The following is an 18211-nucleotide window of genomic DNA, read 5'->3' on the forward strand; positions in this document are numbered from 1 at the left end:
TTTTTTTCTTTTCTCTTTTTTCGATTTCCGCGTTTAAAATAAACTCAGCGGGATTTTAAATCCTGTCAAGCTCTCTCAAACCCTTCTTTTTTCATGATTTCATCTTTCGAAGTAACCGTTCCTCCCTTGCGGAGTGGTGCAAAGATAGGGAGTTTAAATACAAACTTCCAAGCCTTTTGTTAAACATTTTTTAATATTTACGTTAACTTACTGTAAAATTGGGAGATTATTTCAAGAAAAGACTATTAAAGATAGCTAGATAAGAGTACTTAAAACACAAATCAGAATCAATAAATACTGCCATTTCTCATCCGTTAGAGAATAAGAATAGGAGAACTATCCTTTCGATATAATGCATAACAGACACGCTGGCGTTCATAACGACATCAAAATTTACCCAATATCCATTTCCGATCCTCACAGATTACCAGAAAATATATAGTTAGTCTAGTGTTGTCCAAAAACAACATATTCATAATTTCACAGACAGCAGCAGCAATGAAAGCGGGCTGAAGGTTCTTTTTGACCAATGACATCAGCCAATAAAAAAAGGTCCAAGCATACACTTGGACCTTCTATATGAAATAATCAATTAACGATTAATCTTCTTCTTTCGAAGCCAACAATTGATCGTACTCCTCGCGAGAACCCACGATTAAATTGCTGTATTGACGGATACCTGTACCAGAAGGGATCAAGTGACCAACGATTACGTTTTCTTTCAAACCTAATAAGTTATCACGTTTACCTGCGATAGCAGCCTCGTTCAATACTTTTGTAGTCTCTTGGAAAGAGGCTGCAGAGATGAACGATTTCGTACCCAATGAAGCTCTGGTAATACCTTGCAACAATGGACTTGAAGTCGCCGGAATTGCTTCACGAACTTCAACAAGTTTTAAGTCACGTCGCTTCAGACTAGAGTTTTCTTCTCTTAACTTACGTAAAGAAACAATTTGTCCCGGACGTAAACTATTGGAGTCTCCTGCATCAACAACAACTTTCTTGTCAAACAAGGAATCATTTTCTTCCATGAAATCCCATTTGTTAACTGCTTCTTTTTCTAAGAAACGAGTATCTCCTGGATCTTCAATATTAACTTTTTGCATCATTTGGTGAACGATCGTCTCGAAATGTTTATCGTTGATCTTCACACCTTGCAGACGGTATACCTCTTGGATACCATTCACAATGTAATGTTGCACCGCTGATGGACCTTTGATCGACAAGATATCCGCAGGAGAGATCGAACCATCTGATAATGGCATACCTGCTTTCACAAAGTCATTATCCTGAACAAGGATATGTTTAGAAAGAGGTACCAAGTATTTCTTGATTTGACCATCACGAGACTCGATAGACATCTCACGGTTACCGCGTTTCACGCCACCCAATGTTACCACACCGTCGATTTCTGTTACAACAGCTGGGTTAGAAGGGTTACGTGCTTCGAATAACTCCGTTACACGTGGTAGACCACCTGTGATATCTCGCGTTTTACCAGTAGAACGAGGGATTTTAACCAGAATACCACCTTCTTTTACTGTCACACCGTTAGCAACAGCAACGTGTGCTCCAACTGGAATGTTGTACGTACGAATTACCTCGCCCGATTTATCTAAAATCTTAATAGATGGGTTTTTCGTCTTATCACGCGTTTCAATAATTACCTTCTCTTTGTGACCAGTTTGCTCATCTGACTCCTCACGGAAGGTTACACCTTCGATGATCGCATCAAATTCAACTTTACCGGCAAATTCAGAAATAATTACTGCATTATATGGATCCCATTCAACCAATTTATCACCTTTCGATACGTTGCTGCCATCTTCAACGAACAACTGCGAACCGTAAGGGATATTTTGTTGGAATACAATTTTATTATGTGCATCGATAATCTTAACCTCACCAGAACGTCCTAAGACAACCTGATGTGTGCCATTATCGTTTGTTTGCGAAACTGTACGTACGTTTTCAAATTCGATTTTACCATCGTATTTCGAAATGATACTTGAATCAGCAGCAATGTTCGATGCCGTACCACCCACGTGGAATGTACGAAGTGTCAACTGTGTACCTGGCTCACCAATTGATTGAGCAGCGATAACACCCACAGCCTCACCCAGCTGAACACGTTTACCTGACGCCAAGTTGCGTCCGTAACAACATGCACAAACACCACGCTTAGACTCACAAGTTAATACCGTACGAATCTCAATTCCTTCGATACCTGCTTTTTCAATAGTTTCAGCAATTTCTTCCGTGATATCTTCGTTTGCAGAAACGATCAATTCCTCTGTATCTGGGTGGAATACATCATGCAATGGTGTACGACCTAAAATACGATCGAATAATGGTTCAACAACATCATCATTATCTTTCAATGCTGTCGTATAAATACCACGTAAACCACCACAATCTTGTTCCACAACAATCATATCTTGCGCTACGTCATGTAAACGACGAGTCAAGTAACCCGCATCCGCCGTTTTCAATGCCGTATCGGCAAGACCTTTACGCGCACCGTGGGTAGAGATAAAGTACTCCAATACCGACAAACCTTCTTTAAAGTTTGACAAGATCGGGTTTTCGATAATCTCACCACCAGAAGTACCTGATTTTTGAGGTTTCGCCATCAAACCACGCATACCACATAACTGACGGATCTGCTCTTTCGAACCACGGGCTCCAGAATCCAACATCATGTAAACTGAGTTGAAACCTTGATTATCATTCGAAAGAATATCCATAACGTGCGCCGTCAATCTGTTATTGATACGCGTCCAGATATCGATGATTTGGTTGTAACGTTCGTTGTTTGTAATGAAACCCATGTTATAGTTATTCATTACTTCTTCAACCTCGTTAGTTGCTTGTTGAATCAATTCAGCTTTCGCAGCAGGAATGTTCAAATCTTCCAAGTTGAAAGAAAGACCACCTTTGAAGGCCGTTTGATATCCCAATTCTTTCATATCATCCAAGAACTGTGCTGCACGGGCCATACCCGTAGTCTTCACAATTTCACCAATGATATTACGCAAAGATTTTTTCGTAAGCAATTCATTGACAAATCCCATTTCGTCAGGAACAACTTGGTTGAAGATCACACGACCTACAGTTGTTTCTAATAAGGTATCAACGATGCTACCATCTTTTTGTCTAACTTTTGTTTTTACTTTAATCCAAGCGTGAAGGTCAATTTGCTTCTCATTTAAAGCGATTATAACCTCTTCAGCCGAATAGAAAGTCATATCTTGACCTCTTACGATGTGATCGCCAGCAGTTCTACGGCCTTTAGTAATATAGTAAAGACCCAATACCATGTCTTGAGATGGTACTGTGATTGGAGAACCATTCGCAGGGTTTAAGATATTGTGCGCGCCTAACATTAAGATTTGGGCTTCCAAAACTGCAGCATTACCAAGCGGTAAGTGGACTGCCATCTGGTCACCGTCAAAATCGGCGTTGAACGCTGTACACACTAATGGGTGTAATTGAATAGCTTTACCTTCTACTAATGTAGGTTGGAAAGCCTGAATACCCAAACGGTGAAGCGTAGGTGCACGGTTTAACAATACAGGGTGACCTTTCAATACATTTTCAAGGATATCCCATACCACAGGATCTTTACGATCAACGATTTTCTTAGCTGATTTTACAGTTTTTACAATACCACGCTCGATCATCTTACGGATGATAAACGGTTTGTAAAGTTCTGCAGCCATATCTTTAGGAAGACCACACTCGTGTAATTTCAAGTGAGGACCTACAACAATTACCGAACGAGCCGAATAATCCACACGCTTACCTAACAAGTTTTGACGGAAACGACCTTGTTTACCTTTCAAAATATCAGATAAAGACTTCAATGCACGGTTACCTTCTGTCTTAACAGCGTTCACTTTACGTGAGTTGTCAAACAAAGAGTCTACCGCTTCTTGAAGCATACGTTTTTCGTTACGTAAGATTACTTCAGGAGCCTTGATTTCGATCAAACGTTTTAGACGGTTGTTACGGATAATCACACGACGGTATAAGTCATTCAAATCCGAAGTCGCAAAACGACCACCATCCAAAGGCACTAAAGGACGTAATTCAGGTGGAATGATTGGAACGATTTTCACAATCATCCATTCTGGACGATTCTCGATATTTTCACGTGAACTACGGAAAGCTTCAACCACATGAAGACGTTTTAAGGCCTCATTTTTACGTTGTTGCGATGTCTCATTAGCAGCTTGGTGACGTAAATCGTATGACAATTGATCCAAATCAATACGTTTCAACAAATCTTCCAACGCCTCAGCACCCATTTTAGCAACGAATTTTTGAGGGTCATTATCGTCTAAATATTGATTTTCTTTTGGTAGAGTATCTAAAATATCTAAATATTCTTCTTCAGTCAAGAAGTCCATGAAGTTGATACCATCTTCTTCTTTAATACCAGCTTGGATAACCACATAACGTTCGTAGTAAATGATCATATCCAATTTCTTGGTAGGAAGTCCCAATAAATAACCAATTTTATTAGGAAGAGAACGGAAATACCAAATGTGCGCGACAGGAACCACCAAGTTGATATGTCCCATACGCTCACGACGTACCTTTTTCTCTGTTACTTCAACACCACAACGGTCACATACAATACCTTTATAACGGATACGTTTGTATTTACCACAGTGACATTCATAATCCTTTACAGGACCAAAAATGCGCTCACAGAATAAACCGTCACGTTCTGGTTTGTAGGTACGATAGTTAATCGTTTCCGGTTTTGTAACTTCACCACTTGAGCGTTCCAAAATAGTTTCTGGAGAAGCCAAGCTGATCGTAATCGAAGTGAAGTTGCTTTTAATTTTATTATCTTTTTTGTAAGACATACTTATTCAAAAGTTAAAGCTTTATAAAGAAGCTTTGAAGGACTGAGCCCTTCAAAGCCCTATTTGCTTAATTAATCCAATGTGATATCTAGACCCAATCCACGTAGCTCGTGTACCAATACGTTGAACGATTCTGGTACCGATGGTGTCGGAAGATTGTTACCTTTTACGATTGCTTCGTAAGTTTTGGCACGACCAACCACGTCATCGGATTTCACAGTCAAGATTTCTTGAAGGATGTTAGACGCACCGAATGCTTCCAATGCCCAAACCTCCATCTCACCGAAACGTTGACCACCGAATTGCGCTTTACCACCCAGAGGTTGTTGTGTGATCAATGAGTACGGACCGATTGAACGTGCGTGCATTTTATCATCAACCATGTGACCTAATTTCAACATGTAGATAACACCCACTGTCGTTGGTTGATCGAAACGGTCACCTGTCAATCCGTTGTACAAATAAGTACGTCCAGATTTTGGTAGGCCAGCTTTCGCAACCCAATCCTGTACCTGATCCATTTCAGCACCATCAAAGATAGGTGTAGCAAATTTCACACCTAACTTTTGACCAGCCCAACCCAATACGGTTTCGTAGATCTGTCCCAAGTTCATCCTTGAAGGTACCCCTAGTGGGTTCAACACGATATCAACTGGCGTACCATCTTCTAAGAATGGCATATCCTCATCACGTACGATACGTGCAACGATACCTTTGTTACCGTGACGACCGGCCATCTTATCCCCTACTTTCAACTTACGTTTCTTAGCAACATAAACTTTAGCCATCTGTACAATTCCGGATGGAAGTTCATCACCGACAGACACTGCAAATTTATCACGTTTGAACGAACCCAACTCTTCATTAATTTTAATATTATAATTATGAAGGGCCATTTTGATCAACTCGTTTTTATCTTCGTCAGTTGTCCATCCCATTGGGTTGATGTTGTTGTAATCTAATTCAGCTAGGATTTTTTGTGTGAACTTAGCTCCCTTAGCAACCAACAACTCTTTATATACATTGTATACCCCTTGGCTTGTTTTACCATTCACTACTGTGAATAACTTTTCAACCAAACGATCTTTCAATGATTTAACAGCTCTATCATGAGCAACCTCAAGTTTTTCTAAAGTTTTGCGTTCAACTTCTTTAGACATTTTCTTCGCACGCGAGAACAACTTCGTATCGATAACAACACCTTTCAATGAAGGCGGAGTTTTCAATGAAGCATCTTTCACGTCACCAGCTTTGTCACCGAAGATTGCACGTAACAATTTCTCTTCTGGAGAAGGATCAGACTCACCTTTAGGTGTGATTTTACCAATTAATATATCACCGCCACCAACTTCAGCACCGATACGGATAATACCATTTTCATCCAAGTCTTTTGTCGCTTCTTCAGATACGTTAGGAATATCAGCTGTTAACTCTTCCTCACCACGTTTCGTATCACGAACTTCAAGTTCGAATTCCTCAATATGAAGAGAAGTAAACCAGTCTTCTTTCGCTACACGCTCAGAGATTACGATCGCATCCTCAAAGTTATATCCTTGCCAAGGCATGAACGCTACTTTCAAGTTACGACCTAATGCTAATTCACCATTTTCAGTCGCATAACCTTCACATAATACTTGTCCTGGTTCAACTCGTTGACCTTTCTTAATGATAGGCTTCAAGTTCATACATGTATTTTGGTTGGTTTTCTTGAATTTGATCAATTTATATGTTTTAACATCATCATCAAATGATACAAGACGATCATCGTCGTTTCTGTCGTAACGGATTTTGATTTCATCAGCATCTACATATTCTACTACACCATGACCTTCCGCATTGATCAATGTACGTGAATCTTTCGCTACACGACCTTCAAGACCAGTACCTACAATAGGAGCTTGTGGACGCAATACAGGCACAGCCTGACGTTGCATGTTCGATCCCATCAATGCACGGTTGGCATCATCGTGTTCCAAGAAAGGAATTAATGAAGCCGCAATAGATGTAATTTGGTTTGGAGCAACGTCCATATAATCAAGCATATTAGGCTCGATAATTGGGAAGTCACCCTCATATCTGGCTTTCACTTTCGCATCTTCGAAATTACCTTTGTCATCATACAAAGCATTCGCTTGTGCGATTGTTTTACCATCTTCATCCTCAGCAGATAAATATACGACCGGCTCGTCAACCACAACAACCCCATCTTTTACCTTACGGTAAGGAGTCTCGATAAATCCTAAGTGGTTAATTTTCGCATGTACAGCCAAGGAAGAGATCAAACCGATGTTTGGACCCTCAGGAGTTTCAATTGTACAAAGACGACCGTAGTGTGTATAGTGAACGTCACGAACCTCGAAACCTGCACGCTCACGAGAAAGACCACCTGGACCTAAAGCTGACAAACGACGCTTGTGCGTAATTTCAGCAAGAGGGTTAGTTTGGTCCATGAACTGAGACAACTGGTTTGTACCAAAGAACGAATTGATTACTGACGAAAGTGTACGCGCATTAATCAAATCTGTTGGTGTAAACACCTCATTGTCGCGAATGTTCATACGCTCACGGATTGTACGGGCCATACGAGATAGACCTACACCAAATTGAGCATATAATTGCTCGCCTACAGTACGTACACGACGGTTTGACAAGTGGTCAATATCATCCACCTCTGCTTTAGAGTTGATCAAATTGATCAAATACTTCACAATAGCAATGATATCCTCGCGGGTCAAGACTTTCGTATCGTCCGGAGTATCCAACTTCAACTTACGGTTGATACGGTAACGACCTACATCGCCCAAATCATAACGTTTGTCAGAGAAGAATAAACGATCGATGATACCACGAGCAGTTTCCTCATCTGGTGGTTCAGCGTTACGTAATTGACGATAAATATGTTCTACCGCTTCTTTCTCCGAGTTGGACGTATCTTTTTGTAAAGTGTTATATATAATAGAATAGTCTGCATTGTTCGACTCATCGTCTTTCGCTAAGATAATAGACTTAACGCCAGCTTCGATGATCAAATCGATGTGATCTTCTTCTAGAACAGTTTCACGCTCAAGGATAATTTCGTTACGGTCGATAGATACTACTTCACCAGTATCCTCATCCACGAAATCTTCTACCCATTTTTTCAATACCCTAGCCGCAAGACGACGACCAACATATTTTTTAAGACCAGATTTACTAACTTTTACTTCATCCGCTAAATCGAACAATTCCAAGATATCTTTATCCGAATCGTAACCGATAGCACGCAATAAGGTAGTAACTGGGAATTTCTTTTTACGGTCGATATATGCATACATGACGTTGTTTACGTCAGTTGCAAACTCGATCCAAGATCCTTTGAAAGGAATTACCCTTGCAGAATAAAGTTTAGTACCATTTGTGTGTCTACTTTGACCAAAGAAAACGCCTGGTGAACGGTGTAATTGCGATACGATGACACGCTCTGCACCATTTACCACGAAAGTACCTTTAGGAGTCATATAAGGGATAGTCCCTAAATATACATCCTGAACAATAGTTTCGAAATCTTCGTGTTCTTCATCATTACAAGATAACTTTAACTTAGCCTTTAAAGGAACGCTATAAGTCAAGCCTCGCTCGATACACTCTTGGATATCATAACGTGGTGGATCAATGAAATAATCCAAAAACTCTAGCACAAAAATGTTTCTTGAATCAGAAATAGGGAAGTTTTCCGAGAATACCTTGAACAGCCCTTCCTGATGGCGGTTGTCAGAAGTAGTTTCTAATTGAAAAAACTCCTTGAAAGATTCCAATTGCACATCTAAGAAATCTGGATATTCCAATACTTTCTTACTTGTTGCAAAGTTTATTCTTTCTTGTTGAATATTATTGTTTGCCAAGGGAATATGAATTTTAGTTTTAAAAAAACTGCGCTTACATTTATGCTGTAAACCACGTGTCCACTGTGCCCAGCATATACACAGCATAGTGGCGTATTGATATAAATAGGAATAGACTCTGACGAAAAATCGTCAGAGTCTAAACCTTTTCGGGCTAATTAGTTGAGATTATTTAATCTCAACAACAGCACCAGCTTCTTCTAATTGTTTTTTCAAAGCTTCTGCTTCGTCTTTAGATACACCAGCTTTTAATTCTTTAGGTGCTCCGTCAACTAAATCTTTAGCTTCTTTCAAGCCTAATCCAGCTAAATCTTTAACCAATTTAACTACAGCTAATTTTTGACCACCAGCTTCTTTCAAGATAACGTCAAATGAAGTTTTCTCTTCAGCAGCAGCAGCACCACCTTCAGCTGGAGCAGCAGCTACAGCAACAGCAGCAGCAGCAGGCTCGATGCCATACTCGTCTTTTAAGATATCAGCTAATTCTTTAACTTCTTTTACTGTTAAGTTAACTAACTGTTCAGCAAGTTGTTTTAAATCTGCCATTTTATTTTGAATTTTTGAATGTACTTTATAAAAATTGTTAATTAAATTGTAACGAATGTTTCTGTTCGAGAGGATTCGTTAACCTCTTTCTTCTAAAGCTTTTACTAAACCTGCAACAGTATTTCCTCCTGATTGAAGAGCTGAAATAACATTTTTCGCAGGAGATTCCAAGGCTGCGATAACGTCCGCAATAAGTTCGTTTTTAGATTTAAGATTAACTAATGCAGTTAATTGATTATCTCCAACGAATGCAGTTGCTTCAATGAAAGCCGCTTTTAACAACGGTTTTTCACCTGATTTACGCAATTCTTTGATTAATTTCGCAGGTGCATTAGCGACTTCTGAAAACATCATTGTAGACGCTCCTTTAAGCGTTCCAAAGATTTCTTCTTCATCAACACCAGCTTCGATTAATGCTTTCTTGATTAAAGTGTTTTTTACAGCTTTAATCTCGATGCCTTGTTCAAAACATTTACGACGAATGTTATTCACTTTTTCAACTGACAACTCAGCAGTATCGGTAATGTAGAAGTTACCGTAAGATTTAATCTGTTCGGCCAAAGCTAGAACAATTTCTTGTTTTTCTTCTTTTCTCATGATTAAATACCTGCTACTGATTTAGTCTCAATATGAATACCAGGACTCATAGTTGAGGAAATGTGAATACTTTTAAAGTAAGTTCCTTTAGCTGCAGATGGTTTCAAACGAGCTAGAGTTTGTAATACCTCTAGTGCGTTATCATATATCTTATCTGCATCGAACGACGCTTTACCAATAGAAGTATGGATGATACCGGTTTTGTCAACTTTGAAATCGATCTTACCACCTTTTACATCTGTTACAGCTTTACCAACTTCTGTTGTAACTGTACCAGTTTTAGGGTTAGGCATCAAGTTTCTTGGACCTAAAATACGACCCAATTTACCAACTTTAGCCATAACACTAGGCATAGTAATAATGATATCAACGTCAGTCCAACCACCTTCAATTTTGCTGATGTAATCATCTAAACCTACGTAGTCTGCACCCGCCGCTTTAGCTTCTTCTTCCTTATCAGGAGTACATAAAACTAAAACACGAACAGTTTTACCAGTACCGTGAGGTAATGTTGCAATACCACGAACCATTTGATTTGCTTTACGAGGATCTACGCCCAAACGAACGTCGATATCCACAGAAGCATCAAATTTGGTCAATGAGATTTCTTTAACTAAAGCCGAAGCTTCTTTCAAAGAGTATGCTTTACCAGCTTCAATTTTGGATAGTGCCGCTTTTTGATTTTTTGTTAATCTAGCCACTTTTCTTAAATTGATTTCTTAATTAATTGTTCCAAGGAGCATTACCTGATACAGTAATACCCATACTACGTGCTGTACCAGCCACCATTTTCATAGCAGCCTCTACAGTAAATGCATTTAAATCAGGCATTTTATCTTTAGCGATTGTCTCAACTTGTTCCCAAGTGATAGCCGCAACTTTTTTACGGTTAGGCTCGCCAGATCCACTTTTTAATTTAGCAGCGTCTTTCAACTGAACTGCTACCGGTGGAGTCTTGATGATAAAATCGAATGATTTATCAGCGTAAACTGTAATGACAACAGGCAATACTTGACCTGGTTTGTCTTGCGTACGAGCGTTAAACTGCTTACAGAAATCCATGATATTCACACCTTTAGCACCTAATGCAGGTCCTACTGGAGGTGAAGGATTCGCAGCTCCGCCCTTAACTTGTAATTTTACTAACGCACTGACTTCTTTTGCCATTTTGTTTTGAATTTAATTTTGTTAAATGTCTGTTAGTAAGTTGGAAGCAAATAACGTAACATTCATCGGCCAGGACGTAACACCCCAACCGAGGTGCAAAGTTAATAAGAAGATTTGAATCCTGCAAGTATCTAACTTTTAATTTTTCAGGAATTTATACTTTTTTTAAAAAGCTGGCATCCATTCGTTTATTTTTCAAATATATTACCGACCGTCCTACTCACCCCGAGCATAAAAGCCATCAAAATTATTTACCAATACAATAAAAAAAACGAAAGTAACCAGAGCATATAGCATGTATTTCATCGGGTTCGGATTCAAATTTCTCCTAATTCAACGGTAAGAACCGAGAAAGCTACTCTCTAATTTTTAAAATTTTCCCCAATTGATCTTTAATTCCTTTAGGCAAAGCGGGGATTCCGTACCTATTGAGATCATTCCAATAAGTGCTCCGATAATCACTGCTTCCTTTCAGAAATATACTTTTTGCAAATTGCTTTTTGTATTCCGTAAATTGATCTGTGGAGATATACTCCTTTTCAAGCACATAAAATTCATCATATGACTCTATCGGAGTATATTCAGCTTGGCTCTTTTTCTTAACGCTAGCGACAGCTGACCTCACGACACTGACTAAATGATCCATTGTTAAATTATCCAAATTTACATTCGCATACGTTTCTATCGTTACGCCACTATGCTGCCGCCCCTGTATTTTAAATATCCTCTGGTCTATTACAGTCCCCGGCGCTACCCGATTAAGATACACCTGCCCTTTTCCCTCGTTTGAAACTTGTACAAAACCCATGTTTGTACTCCCTTGTTTTATAAATCGTCGACCATTATCCACCTCCAACCGAAATCCTTTCGGCAACTGATAGGCGATCGAAGTGTTTTTAAGATTGATCACGCTTGGATTATAGGAAAAAAAAATTCCCATCTTGTCAGCGAGGTCTTGTGTAGCAACTTTATTTTCAAAAATCCGGTACTCCTTCAAAATAAACCGGACTTTTTCTTTCTTATTCTTTAGTGGAATATAATACGCTATTATGCCATCGACAAAATACCCCATCTTACTATTAAGTAAAGCAAGGTTCCGAAAATACCCTTTTAAGACAACATAGTCAGCCTTGGTCCGATCGCCTATCGCTACTTCATCAATCTTAATTGATCGGGGAACCATTTTGATCTTGCCCATCGTCTTTACTTCCGAAAAAGGCACCATCAAACTACTATAGGCAACATGCTGAAAAGTTAAATTAGACGTACTTTCCTGTTTCAATGAATCCAATACAACTTCTCCCGCTATATTTGTTGCACCAAGTAAGCTACCGTTATCCGCATACAGATTGAAACCACTTATAGGTTCCTGTGTTAGACTATCAATGACTTTAATTGTGCATTCGTCAAAAAAGAAATCATCGTTAATATCCAGATAATATATCCTATTCTTATTTCATTTCAGTCCTTTTATTTTACCGTTTGTCAATTAAGTAGGGATTAACATTATCTGACAGTCTTCTATAATCCCGTTTATTTATTTCTGGTCCTATTATACCCCTCATTGAATGCTTCAATTAAGGCACTACTATTCATGATGGTGTAAACGATGAAAGCGAGCACCGCCACTATTGCTACAAATTTTAAAAGTTTCTTAATTTCCATAATTATTTAGATCTAATTCCTGTCCCAAAAATAGACATTATGATATAGTTGCACCACAACCTGTGGTTATCTAGCGACAAATTACCGCTAGGTATCAATTAATCAATTGAAGTTTTCACCAAGTTGTTTTGCTAAGCCGTCACTAAATCTGAGCCTTGCATAGTAGACCGACAAACAAACAGATCAGAATAAATGTAAATTTTAGTTTCATATATGTTAACATTTCCTTAATCCCACCTCTTTAAAAACAGCGATATTGATCACGCCGTGTAGTGCAACTCATTATTTTTATGCCTATAATTTCATGAGAACAGCTATAAAGCATAGATAAAACCATGTTTTAACCTTAGAAAAACTATTAAATACTCCAAAACTACCTGAGGAAGCACGTATATTGGATAGAGAAACCAAATATTCATATTAATAGGCGCAAAGTTTGTAATATGTACAAGCCCAAATGAAATAGCACTTATTGACCCCACGACTCTAATGGAGATAAATTTGCCAAGATACTGTTCCGTATGCTTATCTCTTAGAACACGAAAAATGACTAGACAGATAACTATAAAAGATAAGATGATCGCTAAAGCCTTCAAGTTTACGTTAAATAAATCCTTGAGGCCAAAAATCATATAGGTTAAAATTGCAGAAAAAGATATTGCAATATGCCTTGGGTCAAAAGACAGCCAAAGGCGAAACATTGTTTCTTCAACGATTGGAACAAAAAAAGCTGCTAAAAACACTATACAGAAGCTATTATTAGTCAACACCCTAATAGACTTTAGTACATCATGATTTAATAGGCTCGGGATCTTATAATAATTGACGACTAGAAATGTATCAATAGATCTAATAATCATCGTAAGCACAAGTCCAATTCCGATAAATAGAAGATACGAATACCCAATGGCCTTTATTTTATCCTTTATTAACATACCTTAAAATAAATACAACTCGTATAATCGGCTACCACTGTTTAAAAACAAACATTAGGTGTAGTTACTTAAAAAGGACACAACATTTACTAAGGCGTGTAATGCAATTATCAATAAAATTTTGTTCCATCTACCTTGCGATCTCAATGCCATATAATAATAGGCAAATACAAATCCTGAAATAATAGTTGCCAGGAAATACCAAATATTATAACAACGAAATAAGCCCAAAATAATAGCAGCAATCAAGACACTCATCGAAGCCGAAATCCTCAGCTTGAGTAGCAGCTCTAGAACTAGAACTTGGACGAATAGCGTTTCCAAAATTGGTGCTATCACTACCAATGACACAAAAGCAAATCCCAGTCCCTGCTGCTGATATTTTTAAATATCAGCAAACCCCAGTGACAGGCAACCAAAAATATAATATGCAACCCAATTTATTATTCCTTCGATCAAAAAAAATATAAATAGGAAGTATAAATTTCTACTCCTCGGTATTTCTATTATTTTAAAAATATCTCTCATTTTATACAACGAATTTCCTCTCCGTATTTTTCTTGATATCATCTGGCAATGTCTAAAATCTACCTAGTCGATGACCATCATACGATCCTCTTTTATCAAAAAGTGCCTATTAACCCCATATAATTGCAAAGATTCCCAGATATCACAACAATAAAGCAGCTCTACCCCTCAATCAAATTCAGAACAATTATTATCCAATTTGCATTTCTACCGCATTGTAGAGCTTTTTGCTTGTGCTTGGCGATTAAAGTGACAAGAAATAAAGAACTTAACGATCTAATGAGATATATAATACACAAATCTACCAAGTATATTACCAAATAATACACCAATAAATGTTATCAAAAGTAAAATACTTAAAATAAACTCAACTTTCTTTTCACCATTTATAGCTTTCTTCATACTCTTTCTTTAGGTAAGCTTCCTAAATATAGAAAATATTTACTTTAGGAAGACCTTATTCACAATCTTTTATTTTTGCAGTAAGTACCCCAACAATTAGACTTGCAATCACCCTTCTATCCTATATTAGCGGGGGATACTTATCCAACTAAAATAAATTAAAACGTCTTCTATTACAATAGTTAAGCTGGAGGCAGTAGAAGGAAGTCAAAAACTAGTTATATTGGTATTGAGATTTGTCACTCAGATCAAATATCATTTTGTAATCACAAATCAATTAAATTACGTAACCTTTTTCAAAATAAAGCATCCCCCCTCTGTAGGATGATCAAGTACCAGGTTATCTTTATTCTCTTTATAAATTAAATTTAAAATCATGAAATCACCTGCCGCCCCTCCTGAGAAAAAATTGAAAAGAGTAAAAGCGGTAAATTTCCACTAAAAATAGCATAAATACCAGGTAGAAGTCCTAAGAGTATAAAAGGCATGATTACCCCAAGTATATAAGCTCTAACAGGTAAGGGTTCCTTACAATGGGCATAAGGTGTAAGCATCTTCCATACTACACCAAACTTGATGGATTTGAAGCCATTTTTTGCAAAAATTGCAAAAACAACACCATGTATCAATTCATGAACTGCTGCGCCAGCTACAATAGCAATCCCATATATCCATCGCACATTAGAATCCTTATCATGAATATTATTTTTCATCACAGTGATCGCCTCATCCAAATCCCACAATAAATAGAAGGGCACTCCATATAAAACGATGAAAACAGCGAAAAACAACAAACCAATCACGTTAGCTTTAGAAATACTAATCAATCTCGGTTCTACGACAAACCCTGGATAATCTATTATTTCATTCATAATTTATTCTTTTATAATTGTAGATTTTCGAGCTTTGATAGACTATCTTCTGATTATTATTTAGATTAAGGTCGAATTTTGGTAGCCTTACCTTTGGGCCACTAAGGAGAGCATTTTCTCGCGCTTGCTTTCTGATAAATTCATGTAAACAAAGGTAGGGGCTGTAGAAAATTATTTAAATATGTACTTGGTAGGGCGGATACTCTAAAATAATTCCTTTAAAAATTATTTCTTCGCATATTGGAGCCAACAATATTGCACCTATGCCAATTCCTATATTCTCCAAAGGATTGGAAATATTATGACGCTGTCCCATGTGATATGTCAAATATTTCGATATCGGCATATTAATACCCAATTGAAATAACAATAGAAAACATAATAATAAGAACCATATTTTTGCAGCAAGTCTAACCGGTGTGTTCCAAAATTGGTTAAAGGAGACTTGTTGCTTGTTTTTCTTAAAATAAACTAAGGATACTACTAAAAACAGAACTAAAAACAGGAGGTTATTATAAATATCGCCTGAAATATTCAGATTCAAAGCCTCCATAAATGCAATTATAGGTACCACAGCCATAAAGCCAATAAATAACAAGAGAATAGCTTGGATAATATTTTTAGGATACTGTTTCTTCATGATTTATGTGAAAAATCTGCTAGAAATATAATAATCAATTTACGACTTCTCACTAACAACATAATTTCAATATCTTAATTAAAAGCCCAATCCAATGGAATAATTCTTATATCCACAAGCTTTTAATAATTTCAATATCATGTTACTCTCCGCTTTATTACTTATTTTGGGCCATATATAAAATGCTAATATTAATAGAGAACCGAAACCTAATAATGCACGTGTGCATTTCTTTCATATCTGGAAACTGTAAATAAAATAACGCCAAACAAGATACTCCTAATCAGAAGACTTGCAAACCCTCCTTCTATCCCATAACTTCCTCCCAACCAATACTCATTGGTTGGCAAAATAAGACTATATAAACCACTTTTTGTTGTTCCACTCATTGGAAGTGAAAATAACCATTGGATATAATTCCAACCAAAGTGTAATCCAACGGGATAATATATAGATTTTGTATGAATATAAGCATATGCATAAATTATACCACCTAGAAAATGGGAAACAAATGCTGTAATCGTAAAATGAGAATTTCCTATATGACATGCAGCAAATAACGCAGCGGAAATTATCACTGATTTTTTCTTATTAAAAAATCTACTCAACCCGCGAATCAAATAATACCGAAAGATAATCTCTTCAAAAAAAGCTGTACAGATACATATTAGAAAGATATTAAATTGATCAGACATGGTAATAGTATTGGAGGCTATATCCAAGCCAAGCAATAGAAAAAATTCGATCAAAATAATACTTGATTGTAAAGTACCAAGGATTAAAAGTTCTATTTTCTGTCTCAATAAATCAAAATTAGGAACAACCTAAGCATTAAGTAACTTTGCAACTCCATTATCAATTTAAATCATCTTCCAAACGAACTCCATGTATTAATGGGCTTCATCCGGATAATGCATGTAGTCTTTGGCAAGTGATAGAAACTTTTTATACATGAAAAGCTATCCTAATACTAGTTCCTTCAACCAACTTCATCAATGGGTTATATTGTAAGCGAATTCACCAATAGCATAGCCAGCTCCATAAAAACAAAAATTCCAAACTCTAGGGATTTAATAATTGTTTAATATGCCGCATTAAAACCATCAATAATGCCTCTAAAAAAATCACCAAAAAAGTTATCAGTATTTAAAAGGAGATAACTGCAAACTATTACAAAGGCCACTAAAAACCCAAATTTCAACCATTTTTTCTTTTCCATATTTCTATTTTATCCTTTAAAATATAGCCTTACAATATCTCTTTAGTATCTTAATTTCTCTTCTTATAGAAGTGGGTTAAAAGTAAGAATGATACTATGAAAAACTATCCATAATTTCTTACCCGATTGATCATAAACAATGAACATTATTATCGAAAAGAAAATTTAGATTACAAATCCTCTATCTTATAAATCATTTTCACTAAATCTTCATAAGAACAGCGATAAAATTTACCAACACATGCAGTCCCACTGCATATATAAAACCATGCTTTAGTCGAAGATATACTGTCAAATACCCAAGTACAATCTGAGGAAGAACATAAATGGGATAAATAAACCAAATATTTGCATTAATAGGAGCAAAATTGGTAATATGTATAAGTCCAAAAGCAATCGCACTTATAGAACCTAAGAATTTAATAGAAATAAATCTAGTAAGATATCCTTCTATATCCTTACCTTTCAAAAACCGATAAATTACTAAGCCAATCATGATAAAAGATAAAATGATAGCTAGAGTCATTAAGTTTGCCTTAAACAAATCCTTAATCCCTAAAAGGAAATATGTTAAAATAGCTGAAAAGGATATGGCTATATGTCGTGCATCTAATGATAACCAAAGCCGAAACATTGTTTCTTCAACAATTGGGACAAAAAATGCGGCTAAAAGTACAATAAGGAAGCTGTTATTATTGGTAAGTGCCCTAACAGATTTTAGTACGTCGTGATGTAACAAACTTGGTAATTTATAATAATCGACCACTAGGAAAGTATCTACAGATCTAATAATCATCATAAGTATAAATCCAATACAGATAAATAGAAGATACAAGTATCCAATAGACTTTATTTTATCTTTTGTTAACATTCTTTGAAATA

At 36.8% G+C, this 18211-nt stretch carries 13 protein-coding genes; all 13 read right to left on the reverse strand.

Features of this window, described 5'->3' with window-relative positions:
- Positions 1 to 599 precede the first annotated feature (599 nt).
- Positions 600 to 4877: a DNA-directed RNA polymerase subunit beta' gene (gene rpoC, locus B3C94_RS14355; protein WP_293904825.1), complete on the reverse strand. Its 4278-nt coding sequence runs from the start codon at positions 4875 to 4877 to the stop codon at positions 600 to 602.
- A gap of 71 nt (positions 4878 to 4948) precedes the next feature.
- Positions 4949 to 8758, reverse strand: a complete 3810-nt coding sequence (gene rpoB, locus B3C94_RS14360) for a DNA-directed RNA polymerase subunit beta (protein ID WP_293904827.1) — start codon at positions 8756 to 8758, stop codon at positions 4949 to 4951.
- Between the two features lie 168 nt (positions 8759 to 8926).
- Positions 8927 to 9304 carry a 50S ribosomal protein L7/L12 gene (gene rplL / locus B3C94_RS14365; protein ID WP_002992785.1) on the reverse strand — a complete coding sequence of 126 codons (378 nt, stop codon included), beginning with the start codon at positions 9302 to 9304 and terminating at the stop codon, positions 8927 to 8929.
- 78 nt (positions 9305 to 9382) lie between these two features.
- Positions 9383 to 9901, reverse strand: coding sequence for a 50S ribosomal protein L10 (gene rplJ / locus B3C94_RS14370; RefSeq protein WP_046672239.1), 519 nt, complete (start codon positions 9899 to 9901; stop codon positions 9383 to 9385).
- Positions 9902 to 9903: 2 nt separating this feature from the next.
- Positions 9904 to 10602, reverse strand: coding sequence for a 50S ribosomal protein L1 (gene rplA, locus B3C94_RS14375; protein ID WP_046672240.1), 699 nt, complete (start codon positions 10600 to 10602; stop codon positions 9904 to 9906).
- 22 nt (positions 10603 to 10624) lie between these two features.
- Positions 10625 to 11068, reverse strand: coding sequence for a 50S ribosomal protein L11 (gene rplK, locus B3C94_RS14380; protein WP_070566323.1), 444 nt, complete (start codon positions 11066 to 11068; stop codon positions 10625 to 10627).
- Between the two features lie 355 nt (positions 11069 to 11423).
- Complete coding sequence (locus tag B3C94_RS14385) at positions 11424 to 12350, reverse strand: hypothetical protein (protein WP_293904831.1); 927 nt, start codon at positions 12348 to 12350, stop codon at positions 11424 to 11426.
- A gap of 1372 nt (positions 12351 to 13722) precedes the next feature.
- Positions 13723 to 14019 (reverse strand): type II CAAX prenyl endopeptidase Rce1 family protein, encoded by a 297-nt coding sequence (locus tag B3C94_RS23545; RefSeq protein WP_414712680.1) that lies wholly within the window; start codon positions 14017 to 14019, stop codon positions 13723 to 13725.
- 953 nt (positions 14020 to 14972) lie between these two features.
- The gene (locus B3C94_RS14390; RefSeq protein WP_293904833.1) at positions 14973 to 15470 is read right to left on the reverse strand and encodes a DUF3267 domain-containing protein; all 498 of its coding nucleotides are present in this window, start codon (positions 15468 to 15470) and stop codon (positions 14973 to 14975) included.
- A gap of 175 nt (positions 15471 to 15645) precedes the next feature.
- Positions 15646 to 16110, reverse strand: coding sequence for a hypothetical protein (locus B3C94_RS14395; protein WP_293904835.1), 465 nt, complete (start codon positions 16108 to 16110; stop codon positions 15646 to 15648).
- A 209-nt stretch (positions 16111 to 16319) separates the two neighbouring features.
- Complete coding sequence (locus tag B3C94_RS14400; RefSeq protein WP_293904837.1) at positions 16320 to 16913, reverse strand: CPBP family intramembrane glutamic endopeptidase; 594 nt, start codon at positions 16911 to 16913, stop codon at positions 16320 to 16322.
- Between the two features lie 278 nt (positions 16914 to 17191).
- On the reverse strand, positions 17192 to 17329 hold the full coding sequence (locus tag B3C94_RS14405; RefSeq protein WP_293904839.1) for a hypothetical protein: 138 nt from the start codon (positions 17327 to 17329) through the stop codon (positions 17192 to 17194).
- Positions 17330 to 17531: 202 nt separating this feature from the next.
- Positions 17532 to 18200, reverse strand: a complete 669-nt coding sequence (locus B3C94_RS14410) for a type II CAAX prenyl endopeptidase Rce1 family protein (protein ID WP_293904840.1) — start codon at positions 18198 to 18200, stop codon at positions 17532 to 17534.
- Positions 18201 to 18211 lie beyond the last annotated feature (11 nt).

Origin of the sequence: Sphingobacterium sp. UBA5670 (assembly GCF_002420705.1) — a bacterium.
Taxonomy (GTDB): domain Bacteria; phylum Bacteroidota; class Bacteroidia; order Sphingobacteriales; family Sphingobacteriaceae; genus Sphingobacterium.